The sequence below is a fragment of the Neisseria sp. genome (genome assembly GCF_030530745.1).
In the GTDB taxonomy this organism is placed as follows: Bacteria; Pseudomonadota; Gammaproteobacteria; order Burkholderiales; family Neisseriaceae; genus Neisseria.
Map to the genome: position 1 here is coordinate 1 of NZ_JAUMUI010000012.1, position 16,219 is coordinate 16,219.

18 protein-coding genes are annotated in these 16,219 nt (G+C 52.7%); 8 read left to right on the top strand and 10 right to left on the bottom strand.

The window, feature by feature from the left end; all coding sequences use genetic code 11:
• Positions 1-79: 79 nt before the first annotated feature.
• A complete protein-coding gene (glyA, locus tag Q3970_RS05955; protein ID WP_303099681.1) occupies positions 80-1,330 on the bottom strand; it encodes a serine hydroxymethyltransferase in 1,251 nt (416 codons plus the stop codon).
• A 304-nt stretch (positions 1,331-1,634) separates the two neighbouring features.
• On the opposite strand from glyA, the gene Q3970_RS05960 reads away from it, so the two are divergent.
• Entirely contained in the window at positions 1,635-1,835 is a 201-nt protein-coding gene (locus Q3970_RS05960; RefSeq protein ID WP_303099682.1) for a hypothetical protein, read from the top strand.
• Between the two features lie 156 nt (positions 1,836-1,991).
• Here the strand turns inward: Q3970_RS05960 and gloA are convergent, their stop codons facing one another.
• A complete protein-coding gene (gloA, locus tag Q3970_RS05965; RefSeq protein WP_303099683.1) occupies positions 1,992-2,402 on the bottom strand; it encodes a lactoylglutathione lyase in 411 nt (136 codons plus the stop codon).
• 210 nt (positions 2,403-2,612) lie between these two features.
• Between gloA and Q3970_RS05970 the strand changes: the two genes are divergently transcribed.
• The 4 genes from Q3970_RS05970 to Q3970_RS05985 all read left to right on the top strand — a co-directional run bounded on the left by Q3970_RS05970 (position 2,613) and on the right by Q3970_RS05985 (position 7,079).
• Positions 2,613-4,154, top strand: a complete 1,542-nt coding sequence (locus Q3970_RS05970; RefSeq protein WP_303099684.1) for a Re/Si-specific NAD(P)(+) transhydrogenase subunit alpha — start codon at positions 2,613-2,615, stop codon at positions 4,152-4,154.
• Between the two features lie 4 nt (positions 4,155-4,158).
• A complete protein-coding gene (pntB, locus tag Q3970_RS05975; protein ID WP_303099685.1) occupies positions 4,159-5,544 on the top strand; it encodes a Re/Si-specific NAD(P)(+) transhydrogenase subunit beta in 1,386 nt (461 codons plus the stop codon).
• Positions 5,545-5,703: 159 nt separating this feature from the next.
• Positions 5,704-6,069, top strand: coding sequence for a hypothetical protein (locus Q3970_RS05980; protein WP_303099686.1), 366 nt, complete (start codon positions 5,704-5,706; stop codon positions 6,067-6,069).
• 35 nt (positions 6,070-6,104) lie between these two features.
• Entirely contained in the window at positions 6,105-7,079 is a 975-nt protein-coding gene (locus Q3970_RS05985) for a class 1 fructose-bisphosphatase (protein ID WP_303099687.1), read from the top strand.
• 413 nt (positions 7,080-7,492) lie between these two features.
• Here Q3970_RS05985 and Q3970_RS05990 read toward each other — a convergent pair whose 3' ends face one another.
• From Q3970_RS05990 to Q3970_RS06000, 3 genes are all read right to left on the bottom strand, one after another.
• Positions 7,493-8,323, bottom strand: a complete 831-nt coding sequence (locus tag Q3970_RS05990; protein WP_303099688.1) for a symmetrical bis(5'-nucleosyl)-tetraphosphatase — start codon at positions 8,321-8,323, stop codon at positions 7,493-7,495.
• A gap of 176 nt (positions 8,324-8,499) precedes the next feature.
• Positions 8,500-8,889 carry a RidA family protein gene (locus tag Q3970_RS05995; protein ID WP_303099689.1) on the bottom strand — a complete coding sequence of 130 codons (390 nt, stop codon included), beginning with the start codon at positions 8,887-8,889 and terminating at the stop codon, positions 8,500-8,502.
• Positions 8,890-9,021: 132 nt separating this feature from the next.
• On the bottom strand, positions 9,022-10,002 hold the full coding sequence (locus Q3970_RS06000; RefSeq protein ID WP_303099690.1) for a PhoH family protein: 981 nt from the start codon (positions 10,000-10,002) through the stop codon (positions 9,022-9,024).
• A 197-nt stretch (positions 10,003-10,199) separates the two neighbouring features.
• Between Q3970_RS06000 and cysI the strand changes: the two genes are divergently transcribed.
• A complete protein-coding gene (gene cysI / locus Q3970_RS06005; protein ID WP_303099691.1) occupies positions 10,200-11,969 on the top strand; it encodes an assimilatory sulfite reductase (NADPH) hemoprotein subunit in 1,770 nt (589 codons plus the stop codon).
• An 86-nt stretch (positions 11,970-12,055) separates the two neighbouring features.
• Positions 12,056-12,769 (top strand): tRNA (guanosine(46)-N7)-methyltransferase TrmB, encoded by a 714-nt coding sequence (trmB, locus tag Q3970_RS06010; RefSeq protein WP_303099692.1) that lies wholly within the window; start codon positions 12,056-12,058, stop codon positions 12,767-12,769.
• Positions 12,770-12,874: 105 nt separating this feature from the next.
• Here the strand turns inward: trmB and Q3970_RS06015 are convergent, their stop codons facing one another.
• The 5 genes from Q3970_RS06015 to Q3970_RS06035 form a co-directional block, all read right to left on the bottom strand.
• On the bottom strand, positions 12,875-13,330 hold the full coding sequence (locus Q3970_RS06015) for a hypothetical protein (RefSeq protein WP_303099693.1): 456 nt from the start codon (positions 13,328-13,330) through the stop codon (positions 12,875-12,877).
• Position 13,331: 1 nt separating this feature from the next.
• Positions 13,332-13,772, bottom strand: coding sequence for a hypothetical protein (locus Q3970_RS06020; protein WP_303099694.1), 441 nt, complete (start codon positions 13,770-13,772; stop codon positions 13,332-13,334).
• Between the two features lie 18 nt (positions 13,773-13,790).
• Positions 13,791-14,246 carry a hypothetical protein gene (locus tag Q3970_RS06025; RefSeq protein ID WP_303099695.1) on the bottom strand — a complete coding sequence of 152 codons (456 nt, stop codon included), beginning with the start codon at positions 14,244-14,246 and terminating at the stop codon, positions 13,791-13,793.
• Between the two features lies 1 nt (position 14,247).
• Positions 14,248-14,700 (bottom strand): hypothetical protein, encoded by a 453-nt coding sequence (locus Q3970_RS06030; RefSeq protein WP_303099696.1) that lies wholly within the window; start codon positions 14,698-14,700, stop codon positions 14,248-14,250.
• A gap of 282 nt (positions 14,701-14,982) precedes the next feature.
• Positions 14,983-15,516 carry an NUDIX hydrolase gene (locus Q3970_RS06035; RefSeq protein ID WP_303099697.1) on the bottom strand — a complete coding sequence of 178 codons (534 nt, stop codon included), beginning with the start codon at positions 15,514-15,516 and terminating at the stop codon, positions 14,983-14,985.
• Positions 15,517-15,953: 437 nt separating this feature from the next.
• Between Q3970_RS06035 and Q3970_RS06040 the strand changes: the two genes are divergently transcribed.
• Positions 15,954-16,217, top strand: coding sequence for a DUF4212 domain-containing protein (locus tag Q3970_RS06040; RefSeq protein ID WP_303099698.1), 264 nt, complete (start codon positions 15,954-15,956; stop codon positions 16,215-16,217).
• The last annotated feature ends 2 nt before the right edge of the window (positions 16,218-16,219 follow it).

A 16,219-nucleotide genomic window follows, 5' to 3' on the forward strand; every position in this document is an offset into this window, starting at 1 on the left:
ATCCGTTAGGGGGAATTTAGAGGAGTTTTGGGATTTTTGCAAAGGTCTCGGCCTGTTATGTTGCCAAACGTATCAGCCGTTAGGAGCCGTAAACCGGGTTTTTATCGCATAGGGCTTTAGCAGCGGCGGCCACACGGGTGAGGGTGGCTTCGTCTTCCGGGTTTTCCAGCACGTCGGCCACCAGATTGGCCAGCTCGCGCGAATCGGCTTCGCTGAAACCGCGGGTGGTGATGGCGGCAGAGCCGACGCGGATGCCTGAAGTAACAAACGGTTTTTCAGGGTCGTTGGGGATGGCGTTTTTGTTGATGGTGATGTGTGCTTTGCCCAAAGCTTCTTCGGCGGCTTTGCCGGTGATGTTTTTCGCGCGCAGGTCAACCAGGAAAACGTGGCTTTCGGTGCGGCCGGAAATAATGCGCAGGCCGCGTTTCACCAGCTCTTCGGCCATGGCGGCGGCATTGGTTTTCACCTGTTTGGCGTATTCTTTGAATTCAGGCTCGAGCGCTTCTTTGAATGCCACGGCTTTGGCCGCAATCACATGCATCAGCGGGCCGCCTTGCAGGCTGGGGAAAATCGCAGAGTTGAGGGCTTTTTCGTGGGTGTTGTCGCGGCACAGAATCACGCCGCCGCGCGGACCGCGCAGGGTTTTGTGGGTAGTGGTGGTTACGAAGTCGGCAAACGGCACGGGGTTGGGGTATTCGCCGCCAGCCACCAAGCCTGCGTAGTGCGCCATATCGACAAACAGATACGCGCCCACTTTGTCGGCGATTGCGCGGAACTTCGCCCAATCGATTTCCAGTGCGTAGGCAGATGCACCGGCCACGATCATTTTCGGTTTGTGTTCCAGTGCCAAGCGTTCCACTTCGGCGTAGTCCAGCACTTCGTTTTCGTCGAGGCCGTAAGTAACTGCGTTATAGAGCTTGCCGGAAATGTTCACGCTTGCGCCGTGGGTGAGGTGGCCGCCGTGGGCGAGGCTCATGCCCAGAATGGTGTCGCCGGGTTTCAAAACCGAAGCGTAAACAGCTTGGTTGGCCTGCGAACCTGAGTGGGGCTGCACGTTGGCGTATTCGGCACCGAACAGTTTTTTCACGCGGTCGATGGCCAACTGCTCGACGATATCGACGTATTCGCAGCCGCCGTAGTAGCGTTTGGCGGGGTAGCCTTCGGCGTATTTGTTGGTCAGCTGGCTGCCTTGGGCTTCCATAACGGCGCAGCTTACATAGTTTTCAGAGGCAATCAGTTCGATGTGGTCTTGCTGGCGCCCAACTTCTTTGGCGATGGCTGCGGCCAGTTCGGGATCGTATTTTTCAACGGTTACGCTTTTGGAAAACATTGTTCGGAATCCTCGGATAAGGTTGTGGGAAGGGGAAAAATAGCGGCTATTTTAACTGAATTTTTTCCGGCGCCGCATGAAAAATCCGATTCTGCAAACAAACGCTGCTCATGGTTCTTTGAAAATATGTATAGTTCTTTTAATTTAAGTAAATAAATTCTTTTAAATTAGTTTCTTTAGTTACTTGTTGGCTGGTTTGACAACCTTTTAGCTTTAAATTTTACCGTTGGATAAATATTTGATATGCGTATGACGTTTTAGCTTATGCTGTCGGCACCAAAAGAAGCATGAAAGGAAACGGCTTATGAATATCAAAGTTTTTGTATTGGCTGCGGCTCTGCTTGGCGGCTTATATTATATTCAGGAAAATCCCGAAATTACCCGGCAGGTCAAGCAGACGTTCAGTCGCGAAAACCTGTTTGAAGTTAAATTTAAAGATGCGGAAAGGCAGAAACAATACGAGGGAAACAAAACTTCGCTGTTTTACCCTGATTCGCAATCTTGATTTTAATATATGAAGGCCGTCTGAAATATTAATATTCAGACGGCCTTTTTCTGTTTCTGCCGACGGCGCTGCCACCTTGGCGCAGCAGGTTTGGCAGAATCCACCGCGCCAAACGGGACGGAAACCGGGACTGCCGGTTTTCACAAATTACGGTATTCAGCCGTATTTCACCGAGTCATTGCCGCTGCCTTTTTGGATAAACTCGATTTTATAGCCGTCGGGATCTTCCACAAACGCAATCACGGTGGTGCCGTGCTTCATCGGGCCGGCTTCGCGGGTAACCTTGCCGCCTTTGGCGCGAACGGCATCGCAGGCGGCGTAGGCGTCGTCCACTTCGATGGCGATATGGCCGTAGCCCGTACCCAAATCGTATTTTTCGGTGTCCCAATTGTGGGTGAGTTCCAAAACGGTGTGGTCTGCTTCGTTGCCGTAGCCCACAAACGCCAGTGTGAAGCGGCCTTCGGGGTAGTCGTGCCTGCGCAGGAGCTTCATGCCCAAAACATCTTGATAAAATGCTAATGATTTTTCGAGGTTGCTGACGCGCAGCATGGTGTGGAGCATTCTCATAGAGGTTCCTTTTAAAGTACGGTGGGGCAGCATATTTTAGCATGGGCTGCCGCCTCTTCGGGGCCGTCTGAAAAAGAAGCCGTGCCGCCGTTTCGGACTGTATGGGCAGATTGTTGACATTTTAATGTTGTTTTTCTCCTTAAAATTCGCTATAAAGGAGCGGTTGATTTTGTGTGAACTTGTTTTTCAATCAATAAAAGGATTAAAGAGATGAGGATAGGTATTCCGAGAGAATCTCTGGCGGGCGAAACCCGCGTGGCGTGCACGCCTGCCACCGTTGCCCAGTTGCAGAAACTGGGCTTTGAAGTGGTGGTGGAAAGCGGCGCGGGCACGGCTGCCGGGCTGGTGGATGCGGCTTACGAAGCGGCCGGCGCATCGCTGGCGAACGCCGAAAACGTGTGGGCCAGCCCGTTGATTTATAAAGTGAATGCGCCCAACGATGTGGAAATAGGCCGTCTGAACGCGGGCCAAACGCTGGTGAGCTTTTTGTGGCCGGCGCAAAATCCTGAACTCGTGCAGAAACTTGCTGATAAAAAAGTGAATGTGCTGGCGATGGATATGGTGCCGCGCATTTCGCGTGCGCAGGCTTTGGATGCGCTCTCTTCTATGGCCAACATCAGCGGCTACCGCGCCGTGATTGAGGCGGCCAACGCGTTCGGCCGTTTCTTCACCGGCCAGATTACCGCCGCGGGCAAAGTGCCGCCGGCACAGGTTTTGGTTATCGGCGCGGGCGTGGCGGGTTTGGCGGCCATCGGAACGGCCAACTCGCTGGGTGCGGTGGTGAAAGCGTTCGATACGCGCCTTGAAGTGGCCGAGCAAATCGAGTCGATGGGCGGCAAATTCCTGAAACTGGATTTCCCGCAGGAAGCAGGCGGCAGCGGCGACGGCTACGCCAAAGTGATGAGCGAAGAATTCATCGCCGCCGAAATGAAGCTGTTTGCCGAGCAGGCCAAAGAGGTGGACATCATCATCACCACCGCCGCCATTCCAGGCAAACCCGCGCCGAAGCTGATTACCAAAGAAATGGTGGAAAGCATGAAGGCCGGCAGCGTGATTGTGGATTTGGCCGCGGCCACCGGCGGCAACTGCGAGCTGACCCGCCCGGGCGAATTGTTCGTTACCGGTAACGGCGTGAAAATCATCGGTTACACCGATATGGCCAACCGTTTGGCGGGGCAGTCTTCCCAACTCTACGCCACCAACCTGGTCAACCTCACCAAGCTGTTAAGTCCCAATAAAGACGGCGAAATCGCGCTGGATTTCGAAGACGTGATTATCCGCAACATGACCGTTACCCGCGAGGGCGAAATCACCTTCCCGCCGCCCGCCATCCAAGTTTCCGCCGCACCGCAGCAAGCGCCGTCTGAAAAAGCCGCTCCCGCTGCCAAACCCGAGCCGAAACCCGTGCCCGCTTGGAAAAAACTGGCGCCTGCCGTGATCGGCGCGGTGTTGGCTTTATGGGTGGGAGCAGTGGCGCCTGCCGCTTTTCTGAACCACTTTATCGTGTTCGTGCTCTCTTGCGTGATCGGTTATTACGTGGTGTGGAACGTGAGCCATTCGCTGCACACGCCGCTGATGTCGGTAACCAATGCGATTTCGGGCATCATCGTGGTCGGCGCGCTTTTGCAAATCGGCCAGGGCAACGGCTTTGTGTCGCTGCTCGCCTTTATCGCGGTGCTGATTGCCAGCGTGAATATTTTCGGCGGTTTTTATGTTACCCGCCGCATGTTGAATATGTTCAGAAAGGGGTAATGTGATGTCTCAAGGATTGGTAACCGCGGCATACATTGTTGCCGCTATTCTGTTTATTTTCTCGTTGGCGGGGCTTTCCAAACAGGAAACCGCCAAAAACGGCTGCTATTACGGCATCGCCGGTATGGCGGTTGCGCTGTTCGCCACGATTTTCAGCGAAAACACCGCCGGCTTGGGCTGGATTATCATCGCCATGGCCATCGGCGCGGCAATCGGTATTTATAAAGCGCAAAAAGTCGAAATGACCGAGATGCCCGAGCTGATTGCGTTGCTGCACAGTTTTGTCGGCCTGGCCGCCGTGCTGGTGGGCTTCAACAGCTTTATCGAAGCGGGTAGTATCGATCCGGAAATGCACACCATTCATTTGGTGGAAGTGTTTTTAGGCGTGTTTATCGGCGCGGTAACGTTTACCGGCTCGATTGTGGCCTTCGGCAAACTCAACGGCAAAATCAGCAGCGCACCGCTGCAACTGCCGCACAAACACAAGCTGAATCTTGCTTCAATTGTGGTGTCGTTTCTGTTGCTGCTGCTGTTTGTCGGCGTCGACGGCAGTTGGTTCGCGCTGATTCTGATGACCCTGATCGCGCTGGCGTTCGGCTGGCATCTGGTGGCCTCTATCGGTGGTGCCGATATGCCGGTGGTGGTGTCTATGCTCAACTCTTATTCGGGTTGGGCGGCTGCGGCGGCAGGTTTCATGCTCGGCAACGATTTGCTGATTGTTACCGGCGCGCTGGTAGGCTCGAGCGGCGCGATTCTGTCGTATATCATGTGTAAGGCCATGAACCGCTCGTTTATTTCGGTGATTGCCGGCGGCTTCGGCACCGACGGCACCTCTGCCGCCGCAGGCAGTGAAGAGGTAGGCGAATACCGCGAAGTCAAGCCCGCCGAAGTGGCAGAAATGCTGAAAAACGCCGCGAGCGTTATCATCACTCCGGGCTACGGCATGGCGGTGGCGCAGGCGCAATATCCGGTGGCCGAAATCACCGAGCTTCTGCGTAAAAACGGCACCGAGGTGCGCTTCGGCATCCACCCCGTTGCAGGCCGCCTGCCCGGCCATATGAACGTGTTGCTGGCCGAGGCCAAAGTGCCTTACGACATCGTGTTGGAAATGGACGAAATCAACGACGATTTCCCCGAAACCGATGTGGTGCTGGTAATCGGCGCCAACGATACGGTCAACCCCGCCGCGCAAACCGACCCCAACTCGCCGATTGCCGGCATGCCGGTGTTGGAAGTGTGGAAGGCCAAAGAAGTGGTGGTGTTCAAACGCTCGATGAACACCGGCTACGCAGGCGTGCAAAACCCGCTCTTTTTCAACGAAAACAGCGTGATGTGCTTCGGCGATGCCAAAACCACGGTAGATGAGATTCTGGCCGGGTTGAAGAAATAAAGGCCGTCTGAAAAGCAGCAATGCCTGTTTGAAACATATTTCAAACAGGCATTTTTGATGAACACTGTTTTCAGACGGCCTGAGGCTTTTCTAGAAAGCGGGGGCGAATTGAATTACAATCGTCGGTGTTTTTATTTCAAACCCGAATAGGTTTTTGTTATGAACATTGCCGCCCGTTATGCCGCCGTATTGCTGTGTGCTGGCTTGTTTGCTGCTTGCAGCGAACAGCAGCAGGAAGCCGTTAAACAAACGGCAGCCGATTCTTTCCGCAATGAATTTACCGCCGCGTTTACCCAAGCCTGTTTGGAGCGTATTCCCCAAGAAGCGGGCCTCTCCGCCGAGCTGGCGCAGAAAGTCTGCTCTTGCAGTGCGGAGAAAGCGGTGGAAACGGTTTCGGTTGCCGATATGCCCAAGCTGATTCAGGGCGATGCCGAATTAACCCGCAAGGCGGTGGAGGCTGCCAAAGTGTGCAAAGACGAAGTGTTCGGCACCAAGGCCGCTTCTGCGGCTTCTGGTGCGAATTAAGCCGTCTGAAAATACCAACTCGAGTGAGAACAACAATGACTACCTTATCCCAATTTATCACGCAGCACCTGAAAAGCCACAACCTGCCCGAAGGTTTAGGCAGTGTGCTCGAAGCGATAGTGGCCGCCTGCGTACAGATTAACGGCCAAGTGCGGCAGGGCGCGCTGGCGGGTGTTCTCGGCGAAGCCGGTACGGGCAACGTGCAGGGCGAAGACCAGAAAAAGCTTGATGTGATTGCCAACCAACTGTTGATCGATACGCTCAAAAAAAATCCGAATGTGGCGGGTTTGGCCAGCGAAGAAGAAGACACTTTCGTGGCCTGCAACGAAAACGGCGGTTATTTGGTGCTGTTCGACCCGCTCGACGGTTCGTCTAACATTGACGTGAACATTTCGGTGGGCACGATTTTTTCGATTCTGGCCAAGCCCGAAGGCGGTTTGACAACCGCGTCGTTTCTGCAAAAAGGCCGCGATCAGGCCGGCAGCGGCTATGTGCTCTACGGCCCGCAAACCCAGCTGGTGTTTACCCTGAAGCACGGGGTGTTTGTGTTTACGCTTGATGAAGCGGGCAATTTCGTGCAAACCCTGGCCAACCCGCAGGTGCCGGCGCAAACCAAAGAGTTTGCGATTAATATGTCGAACCAGCGCCATTGGTCTGCGCCCATGCAGCGATATATCGCCGAACTGCTGGCGGGCGATACCGGCGTGCGCGGCAAAAACTACAATATGCGCTGGGTGGCTTCGATGGTGGCCGAAATCCACCGTATTCTGATGCGCGGCGGCGTGTTTATGTATCCGCAAGACGCGCGCGATCCGTCCAAGCCCGGCAAGCTGCGCCTGATGTATGAAGCCAACCCCTTAAGCTTGGTGTTGGAGCAGGCGGGCGGCGCGGCCGGCAATACCGAGCAGGCCATGCTCGATATTCAGCCGGAAGGTTTGCACCAGCGTGTTGCGGTGGTGATGGGCAGCCGCGAAGAAGTGGAATATGTGGGCAGGCTGCATCGGTCTTAAACCTGCGTGAGCGGTAAAGCAGTAAAACAACAGGCCGTCTGAAAGGAACAATCTTTCAGACGGCCTGTTTTGTTGTTTGACAGATTCTTTTGAGCGGTGGAGAAGAGCAAAATATCGGATTTGAGAATCCGACCTGCCGCTCTGAAAACGTTGGTATCCCGACGTTCCCGTCTGCGCGGACAGCGCAGCGGACTTGCGAATCAATGACGATATATATAATAGTGAATCCACTTAAGAAAAAGTATACACGTCATACTCGGGCTTGACCCGAGTATCTCCTTTCCTAAAAATTTCCGAAACCCAAGAAGATATTCGGATCAAGCCCGAGTATGACGAAACTGTTACTAAACAAGTGGTTTGACTGTAATCGGATGTTTCAGACGGCCTGAGCGGGTTTTACAAAATTTTCGGGCTTATAAAGCCGTTTCCCAATGCAGCCCGCTTTTTGAAAATACTTGGGCGACTTCGTTGGTGGCGAGGTTGACCGAGGTGAGCTGGCCGCCCCACAGTGCGCCGGTGTCGAGTGCGATTACGTGGTGATCGTTAACGTAGCCGAGTGCCGACCAGTGGCCGAACACGATCGTGTGGCTCAGGTGGCGGCGGTCGGCGGCCTCAAACCAGGGAATCAGGTTTTCGGGCATTTCGTCGGGGTGGCCTTTGAATTCATAGTCGAGTTTGTTTTTTTTGCGGGTAACGGCGCGCATTCTGGTGAACACGTTGGTAATCATGCGCAGGCGCTCACAGCCTTCGAGTTTGTTTTTCCAGCGGCGCGGCTTATCGCCGTACATATTGGCGAAATAGCCGCGTGCATCGCCGCTTTGCAGCTCGGTTTCCACTTCGCGGGCGAGTCCGGCGGCTTGTTCCACGCTCCATTCGGGCAGCAGGCCGGCATGCACTAAAACATGGGTGTCGTTTTGCACCAGCAGAGGCCGGGCCTGCAGCCAGCCGAGCATTTTTTTGCTGTCGGGGTGTTCGAGCACGGAGGCGATGGTGTCGCCGCGTTTGATTCTGCCGAAACCGTAGGATACGGCCAGAAGGTGCAGATCGTGGTTGCCGAGCACGGTTTGGATACTGCTTTCGTGCTTCATGGCAAATTGCAGGGCCTCAACCGATTTGGGCCCGCGGTTGACGATGTCGCCGGTGAGCCAGAGGGTGTCGGTGCCGTGGTTGAAGCCGATGGTGGCGAGCAGGGCGGTGAATTCGTCGTAACAGCCTTGGATATCGCCGATTGCGTAGTGTGCCATTGTGTGTGAATCCGTTTTGTTTTTATGGCGGGGAGGCCGTCTGAAACATTCAGACGGCCTTTATGCTGCGTGATAATTTTTTTATTCGTTAATCAGGAGGGAGTGCCGTTAGAAAGCGTTGTGGTAGTATTTTTGGTTAAAGCCCGCTGCACAAGCTTTCTGACTACATGCCCTAATCAGTAATCGTTCAATACCAGCACGGCCTCTGCCTCAACCTGTACGCCTTTGGGCAGGGCGGCAACGCCGACGGCGGCGCGGGCAGGGTAGGGTTGGCTGAAATATTCCGCCATCACTTCGTTGAAAACGGCAAAATTGTTTAAGTCGGTGAGGTAGGCGTTGACTTTGACGATGTCGTCGAGCGTGCCGCCTGCGGCCTGCGCTACGGCTTGCAGGTTTTTGAATACTTGGTGCGCTTCGGCGCGGAAGTCGCCGTTGCCGGCCACGGTCATGGTGGCGGGATCGAGCGGAATCTGGCCGCTCATGTAAACGGTGTCGCCCGCGCGCACGGCCTGGCTGTATGCTCCGATGGCGGCGGGGGCGTTGTCGGTGTGGATGATGGCTTTCATGCGTATGCCTTTGTGATGGAAATAAAATATGAATTATCTGACAAACCGGCCTGTTTTTCCAGTTGTGTTTTCAGACGGCTTGCAAGTTGCCTGAAAACACGGGCAGGCTGACACGGCATGGATCGGGCGGTATCAGTGCCCGGCTTCTGCTGCTTTTTCTTCCTGTCCGTCCGCCGCATCGTAGGCTTCCACGATTTTCTGAACCAGTGGGTGGCGCACCACGTCTTCGCTGGTAAAGGTATGGAAATACAGGCCATCGATACCCGCGAGTTTTTCTTTGGCGTCTTTCAGGCCCGATTTGATGTTACGCGGCAGGTCGATCTGGCTCAAGTCGCCGGTGATAACGGCTTTGGCGCCGAAGCCGATGCGGGTTAAAAACATCTTCATCTGCTCGGGCGTGGTGTTTTGCGCTTCGTCGAGAATCACATAGGCGCCGTTGAGCGTGCGCCCGCGCATATAGGCCAGCGGGGCGATTTCGATTAGGCCTTTTTCCAAGAGTTTGGTTACGCGGTCAAACCCCATCAAATCGTAAAGCGCGTCGTAGAGCGGGCGCAGGTAGGGATCGACTTTCTGCGCCAAATCGCCGGGCAGAAAGCCGAGTTTTTCGCCCGCCTCCACCGCCGGGCGAACCAAAACGATGCGCTCGATTTGGTGTTTTTCCATCGCATCGGCGGCGGCGGCCACGGCCAGATAGGTTTTGCCGGTGCCGGCGGGGCCTAAACCGAACACCACGTCGTGATTGAGCAGGGCGCGGATGTAGCCGTTTTGGCGCGGCGTGCGCCCGCCTATGCTGCCGCGCTTGGTGCGCAGGTAGTATTGCTGGCCGTGATGTTTTTCTTGGTGGGCTGCATCGGCGGTTTTGGCTTCGACGGCTGCAAGCTGGATATCGCTGTCTTCCAAATCGCGGTTTTCGGCGGTGTCTGCCAGCGAAAGCAGCGCGCGGCGGCCTGCGTGGGCCAGTTCGCCCAAAAAGGTGAAGTCGGAAAAGCGGCGGCTGATCTGGATATCGAGTGCGCGGGCAAGGGTGTTCAGGTTGGCATCGAATGCGCCGCATAGGCGTTGCAGCACGGCGTTGTCGATGTTTTCGAATTGCAGGTGAACGGTGTGGCTCATGTGGGGGCGGCTTTCGCGAAGGGGTTTGAAGATGATGGGGTTATAAGGTTTAAACGGTAAAAAATCAAGGCTGGAACCTTATAACGGAAAACACTTATATTAAAACCAACCATTCTTTCCTTTTTTCAGACGGCACCGATAAAGTAATGCCGTCAAAGTGCGGCCGAGGCCGTCTGAAAAAACAACGAGGAACACTTATGAGCACTAACGACCCGCGCGCCAAACTACCCGATGCGCCGCTTGCCGACAACGAGCGCTTAAAAGACCAAAGCCGTTATCTCGAAGGCACCATCAAAAGCGACCTTTCAGACGGCCTCTCCGGCGGCTTTAACGGCGACAATTTCCAATTAATCCGTTTCCACGGCATGTACGAGCAGGACGACCGAGACATCCGCGCCGAGCGCGTCGGGCAGAAACTGGAGCCGCTGAAAAACGTGATGCTGCGCTGCCGTCTGCCCGGCGGCATCATCCAACCCAAACAATGGCTGGGCATCGACCAATTCGCCAGCGAGCGCACCCTGTATGGCTCGATCCGCTTAACCAACCGCCAAACCTTCCAGTTTCACGGCGTGTTGAAAGACGACATCAAGCCCATGCACCAATGGCTCAACGAACTGGGGCTGGACTCCATCGCCACCGCGGGCGACGTGAACCGCAACGTGCTGTGTACCAGCAATCCCGTGGAAAGCAGCCTGCACGCCGAAGCCTATGAATGGGCGAAAAAAATCAGCGAACACCTGCTGCCCAAAACCCGCGCCTACGCCGAAATCTGGCTCGACGGCGAAAAACTGCATTCCACCGAAAATTTCGCCGAAGCCGCGCCGCTGGCCGAGGCCGTGAAAAGCGGCGACGCCACCGAGCCGGTGTTGGGCAAAAACTATCTGCCGCGCAAGTTCAAAACCACGGTGGTGATTCCGCCGCACAACGATGTGGACTTGCACGCCAACGATTTGAATTTCGTGGCCATCGGCGAAAACGGCAAACTCGCCGGCTTTAACGTGCTGGTGGGCGGCGGCCTTTCTATGGAGCACGGCAACACAAAAACCTATCCCAACACTGCCGTGGAATTCGGTTTCGTGCCACTGGAAAAAACGCTGGATGCCGCCGCCGCCGTGGTTTCCGTCCAGCGCGATTGGGGCAACCGCAGCGACCGCAAAAACGCCAAAACCCGCTACACCATCGAGCGCGTGGGCAAAGACGTGTTCATTGAAGAAGTGGAAAACCGCATGGGTGCGAAATTCGGGCCGATCCGCCCCTATGAATTCACCTCGCGCGGCGACCGTATCGGCTGGGTGCAGGGCGAAGACAAAAAATGGCACCTCACCCTCTTCATCGAAAACGGCCGCCTGCTCGACTACCCCGGCCGGCCGCTGAAAACGGGGATGCGCGAAATAGCCAAAATCCACAAAGGCGACTTCCGCCTCACTGCCAACCAAAACCTGATTGTGGCGGGCGTATCATCGCGCGACAAAGCCAAAATCGAGAAAACCGCCCGCGAACACGGCCTGATCAGCGACGCCGTTACCCCGCAGCGTGAACACAGCATGGCCTGCGTGTCGCTGCCGACCTGCCCCTTGGCGATGGCCGAAGCCGAACGCTTCCTGCCCGCGTTCACCGACCAAATCGACACCCTGTTTGCCAAACACGGCCTCACGGGCGAGCATATCGTTTTGCGCATCACCGGCTGTCCCAACGGCTGCGGCCGAGCCATGCTGGCCGAAATCGGCTTGGTGGGCAAAGCAGTGGGCCGCTACAACCTCTACACCGGCGGCAACCGCGAAGGCACCCGCATCCCGCGCCTGTTTAAAGAAAACATCACCGAAGACGAAATTCTCGCCATCATCGACGGCTGGCTGGCTGATTGGGCTTCAGGCCGTCTGAAAGACGAAGGCTTCGGCGATTTCGCCGTGCGCACCGGCATTGTGAAGCCGGTATCGGATGCGCCGCGCGATTTTTGGGCAGCATAAAGCCTGAAAGCAAGGCCGTCTGAAATATTTTCAGACGGCCTGATATTTTTGTAAAATCGCGGTTTTCCAATTTTCCGTAATCCGCCATGACCAACCAGCAACCGCCCCGCGACGCCGAAACGGCAGAGCAACACAAACGCAGCATCCGCAGCTTCGTGCTGCGCCAAGGCCATATGACCGCCGCGCAGCAGCGCGCCATCGACACCTTGTGGCCGCAGTTCGGCCTAGACTACCGCGCCGAACCGGCCGATTTGAACGCCGTGTTCGGCCGCGCCAACCCGAAAGTGCTGGAAATCGGCTTCGGCATGGGCGCGGCAACCGTGGAAATCGCCAAGCGGCTGCCGCAAACCGATTTTCTGGCCATCGACGTGCACGGCCCGGGCGTCGGCAATATTTTGAAGCTGATAGAAGAAGAAAACGTGGGCAATATCCGCGTGATGCGCCACGATGCGGTGGAAGTGGTGGAAAACATGCTCGCCGACGGCTCGCTTAACGGCATCCATATTTTCTTTCCCGACCCGTGGCACAAAAAACGCCACCACAAACGCCGCCTGATCCAAACCCCGTTTGTAGCCAAGCTGCTGCCCAAACTCAAAAGCGGCGGCTACATCCATCTGGCAACAGACTGGGAAGAATACGCCGTGCAGATGCTGGAGGTGTTAAACGGTTTCGAGAGCCTGCAAAACACCGCCGCCGGTTACGCGCCTACGCCCGATTACCGCCCCGAAACCAAATTCGAGGCGCGCGGTAAACGGCTGGGGCACGGCGTTTGGGACTTGGTGTTCGTGCGCAAAGACTGAAGTTTGGCAGGCATTGCGGTTGGTTGAAACGGCCGCAGGGAAAGAGACAGGCCGCCTGAATGTTTTCAGGCGGCTTTGGTTTTGATAAGACAAATGTTTTCCGTATTACGGTTGCCGGCTCTCAGGGCAGGAAATTTCTCTGTTATAGGCATGTTTATAAGGGTCGATAACATTGTTGCCGCTCATAAAGTTGCGTTTTCCTTCATTGATTTTACGCTTGTTTAAGAACTCGTCGAACTCTAAAACATAGGGCGTAACGTAAAGTTCATTATCGCAAATGTCAATATAAAAATAATACAGTTCATATATTGAATTGCTGTTACTGCTCAGAGAACCGTAAACTTGGCTTCCCTGCACATACCAACTGTCTACCGCCGTGATATAACCTATTTTTTGATTTTTGTAATACAAGTAATGATTGATTCCAAAATAGCCCCCTATGGCATGGCGGTACACGGTAACATCTTTCAAGATATGAACCGGACGGAAGCAGGCATAAAAAACCAAACCGGCGATTGACAGCATAATAAAAAAAACAATAAAAATCAGTGTTTTTTTCATTTTATCTGCCTTGAAGCTGTTGTTTAACTTCTGCTGCAGTAACAACCGCATTTACTTTATGGATAATTGTATCGGTAATTCTATATGGGGTACCGTTCGGATCCCAAGAGCCCTCGATAAGGTTGAATGTATCGTAAGGATCTTCGAAAACATCGGAAAATTTATAAATTATTTCGCCGATAAGGCTGAAATTGCCTGTTTTGAGTTTGGTGATATTTCCGATAAACTCCCCCGAAAGCGTACCGCTGCCAAATGCCCAAATACCGATTTCCGATCCGAAAGCATAGCTGTTGATAAAAGTATGCTTTTTAATACCTTTAGTAAAGTTAACTGCCGTCGATACTAAAAACCTTCTTTGTATATTACCCCGTCTGTTAAATGCATTTTCCCGCAAAATGGAATCCGAAACCAATTTCTTCACCCCAAGATTATCTAAATTCAAAGCCTCACCCCTGCCTTGTTACGGTTGCCGGTTCTCGGGGCAGGAAATTTTTCTGTTATAGGCATGTTTATAAGGGTTGATAACATTGTTGCCGCTCATAAAGTTGCGTTTGTCCTCATTGATATTTCTTTTATCCAAAAAGTCATAAAACTCAAAGCGGGAAGGTGTTATATAAACTTCCTTAGAGCAAATATCGATATAAAACCAATAGGTAATGTCATCGATACCGTTATCTTCAGAAAGAGAGCCGTAAACTTGTGAACCTTTTACATACCAAGTATCTACAAAACTTAAATAACCTATTTTTTGGCCTTTATAATATAAATAATAATTTCCTCCCAGGGAGTTGCTGATAATGTGACGGTAAACAGCTACATCTTTTAAAATCAGAATTGGCCGGAAATAGCCGTATAGAATGAAACCGGCAATCAGTATAATTAAGAAAAGAACAATCGAAAGCAGTTGTTTTTTCATTTTAACCGCCCCGTAATTTTCTATTGACAGCTTCGGCAGTAACAACCGCATTTACTTTATGGATAATTGTATCGGTAATTCTATATGGGGTACCGTTCGGATCCCAAGAGCCCTCGATAAGGTTGAATGTATCGTAAGGATCTTCGAAAACATCGGAAAATTTATAAATTATTTCGCCGATAAGGCTGAAATTACCTGTTTTGAGTTTGGTGATTTTTCCGATAAATTCCCCCGAAAGCGTACCGCTGCCAACAAATGCATTCTCTTTCAAGATGCTGGCAGCAATCAATTTCTTCGCTCCAAGATTATCTAAATTCAGAGCCTCACCCCTGCCTTTCAGGTAATGAACAAACATTTGCATACTGGTAGCGGGTTTGGCCAACACTTTCTTGGAAGAAAGCGGGGAGGAAGTGTATTGGGCAACATTACTTTGGGAAACATTTATCTTGGGCATATCAGACTCCTGAAAATTGGTTTAAACATACCCGGCATACCGTTAAAGCGGATCCAGCGGCCGGAAACTGTTTTGTTTAGCAGTTCAGGGCATCCGTTAAGGTTTGTATCCGTATGGCAAATTGTTCCTATTTTCAAGCCGGGCTGCTTTACAGGCAGGAATGCTTTAAAGCTTGAAATATTAAAGGCCGTCTGAAAAACAGGTTTCGACCGGAAATATGGTTTTTGAGAATACAAGATGAGATTTTCAGACGGCTTGAAAATATTTTGAAAAGGTTTCGGATTATGAATGCAAAAGCCAATACTGCAGGCCCGCCAGCGTTTTGCCGTCTTTTATTTCGTTGTTTTTCAGTGCGGCTTTAACGGCTTCGCGGCTCATCAGCACGGTTTCGGTGAATTCGTCTTCATCGTTTTTCAGAGTGCTGCCCTCGCGCACGCCTTCGGCCTGGTAGAGATACATCACTTCGTCGCAAAAGCCCGGGGCGGTGTAGAAAGAGTGCAGCAGTTTCACACCCTCTGCGGTGTAGGGCGTTTCTTCGGCCAGCTCGCGCAGGGCGCAGGCGGCGGGATCTTCGCCCGCGTCGAGTTTGCCGGCGGGCAGCTCAAGCAGGGCTTGGCCGCAGGCGTAGCGCCACTGGCGAACCAAAACCACTTCATCATTGCCGGTTACGGCCAGTACGCAGGCGGCGCCGGGGTGGCGGATAACCACGCGGGCGCTTTCGTTGCCGTTGGGCAGGCACACGGTGTCGCGGGCGATGTTGATGAACGATCCTTCGAAAATCGGTTGGGAGCTGATGCGGGTTTCTTTTAAGTCCATTGTGTTTCCTTTTACCGGTTGCAAAGTGCGGGATACGGGGTAGAGCCCTGTCGGCTGCATTGTACCGGGTGGGCGTTTTGTAATTTTTATGTAGTTTTATTATTTTTAAAATCAGTATGTTGTATTTTAATATCAGATTTCTTTTTGGTTTTGATAAATTTTTCTTATGGATTTTTATATATTTTTAATAAATTAATGAATTTTATGAATGTTTTTAATATAAAAATCAAATAGTTGGGGTAGTATGATGGAAAATTTCCCAAGATGATATTGCAATAGGTTTAATCTATGATATTCTGCAATTGAACTACATGGTGCAACAGCCTGAAGTTTATTTCAAATAGCTGATGTTGACGGAAAATTTAAGTATTTAACGCCATCTCGGCCCTTTATTTAAAAATTTAAAAGAAATCTAACAAAACAAGGAGGAAACAGTTATGTCTGCCGATAAATATGATGCAGTCGGTTATTGGAAAGCAAACGTCCGCATTATTACAGCCTGCCTGATTGTTTGGGCCGTATGTTCTTACGGGTTTGCCATTATATTGCGCCCCGCATTGGCAGGTATCCGAATAGGCGGTTCGGATTTGGGTTTCTGGTTCGGCCAGCAGGGCTCTATTCTGACCTTCATCGCCATTATTTTCTTTTATTCGTGGAGAATGAACAAGCTCGACGAAGAATACGGCGTACACGAGGAGTGAGA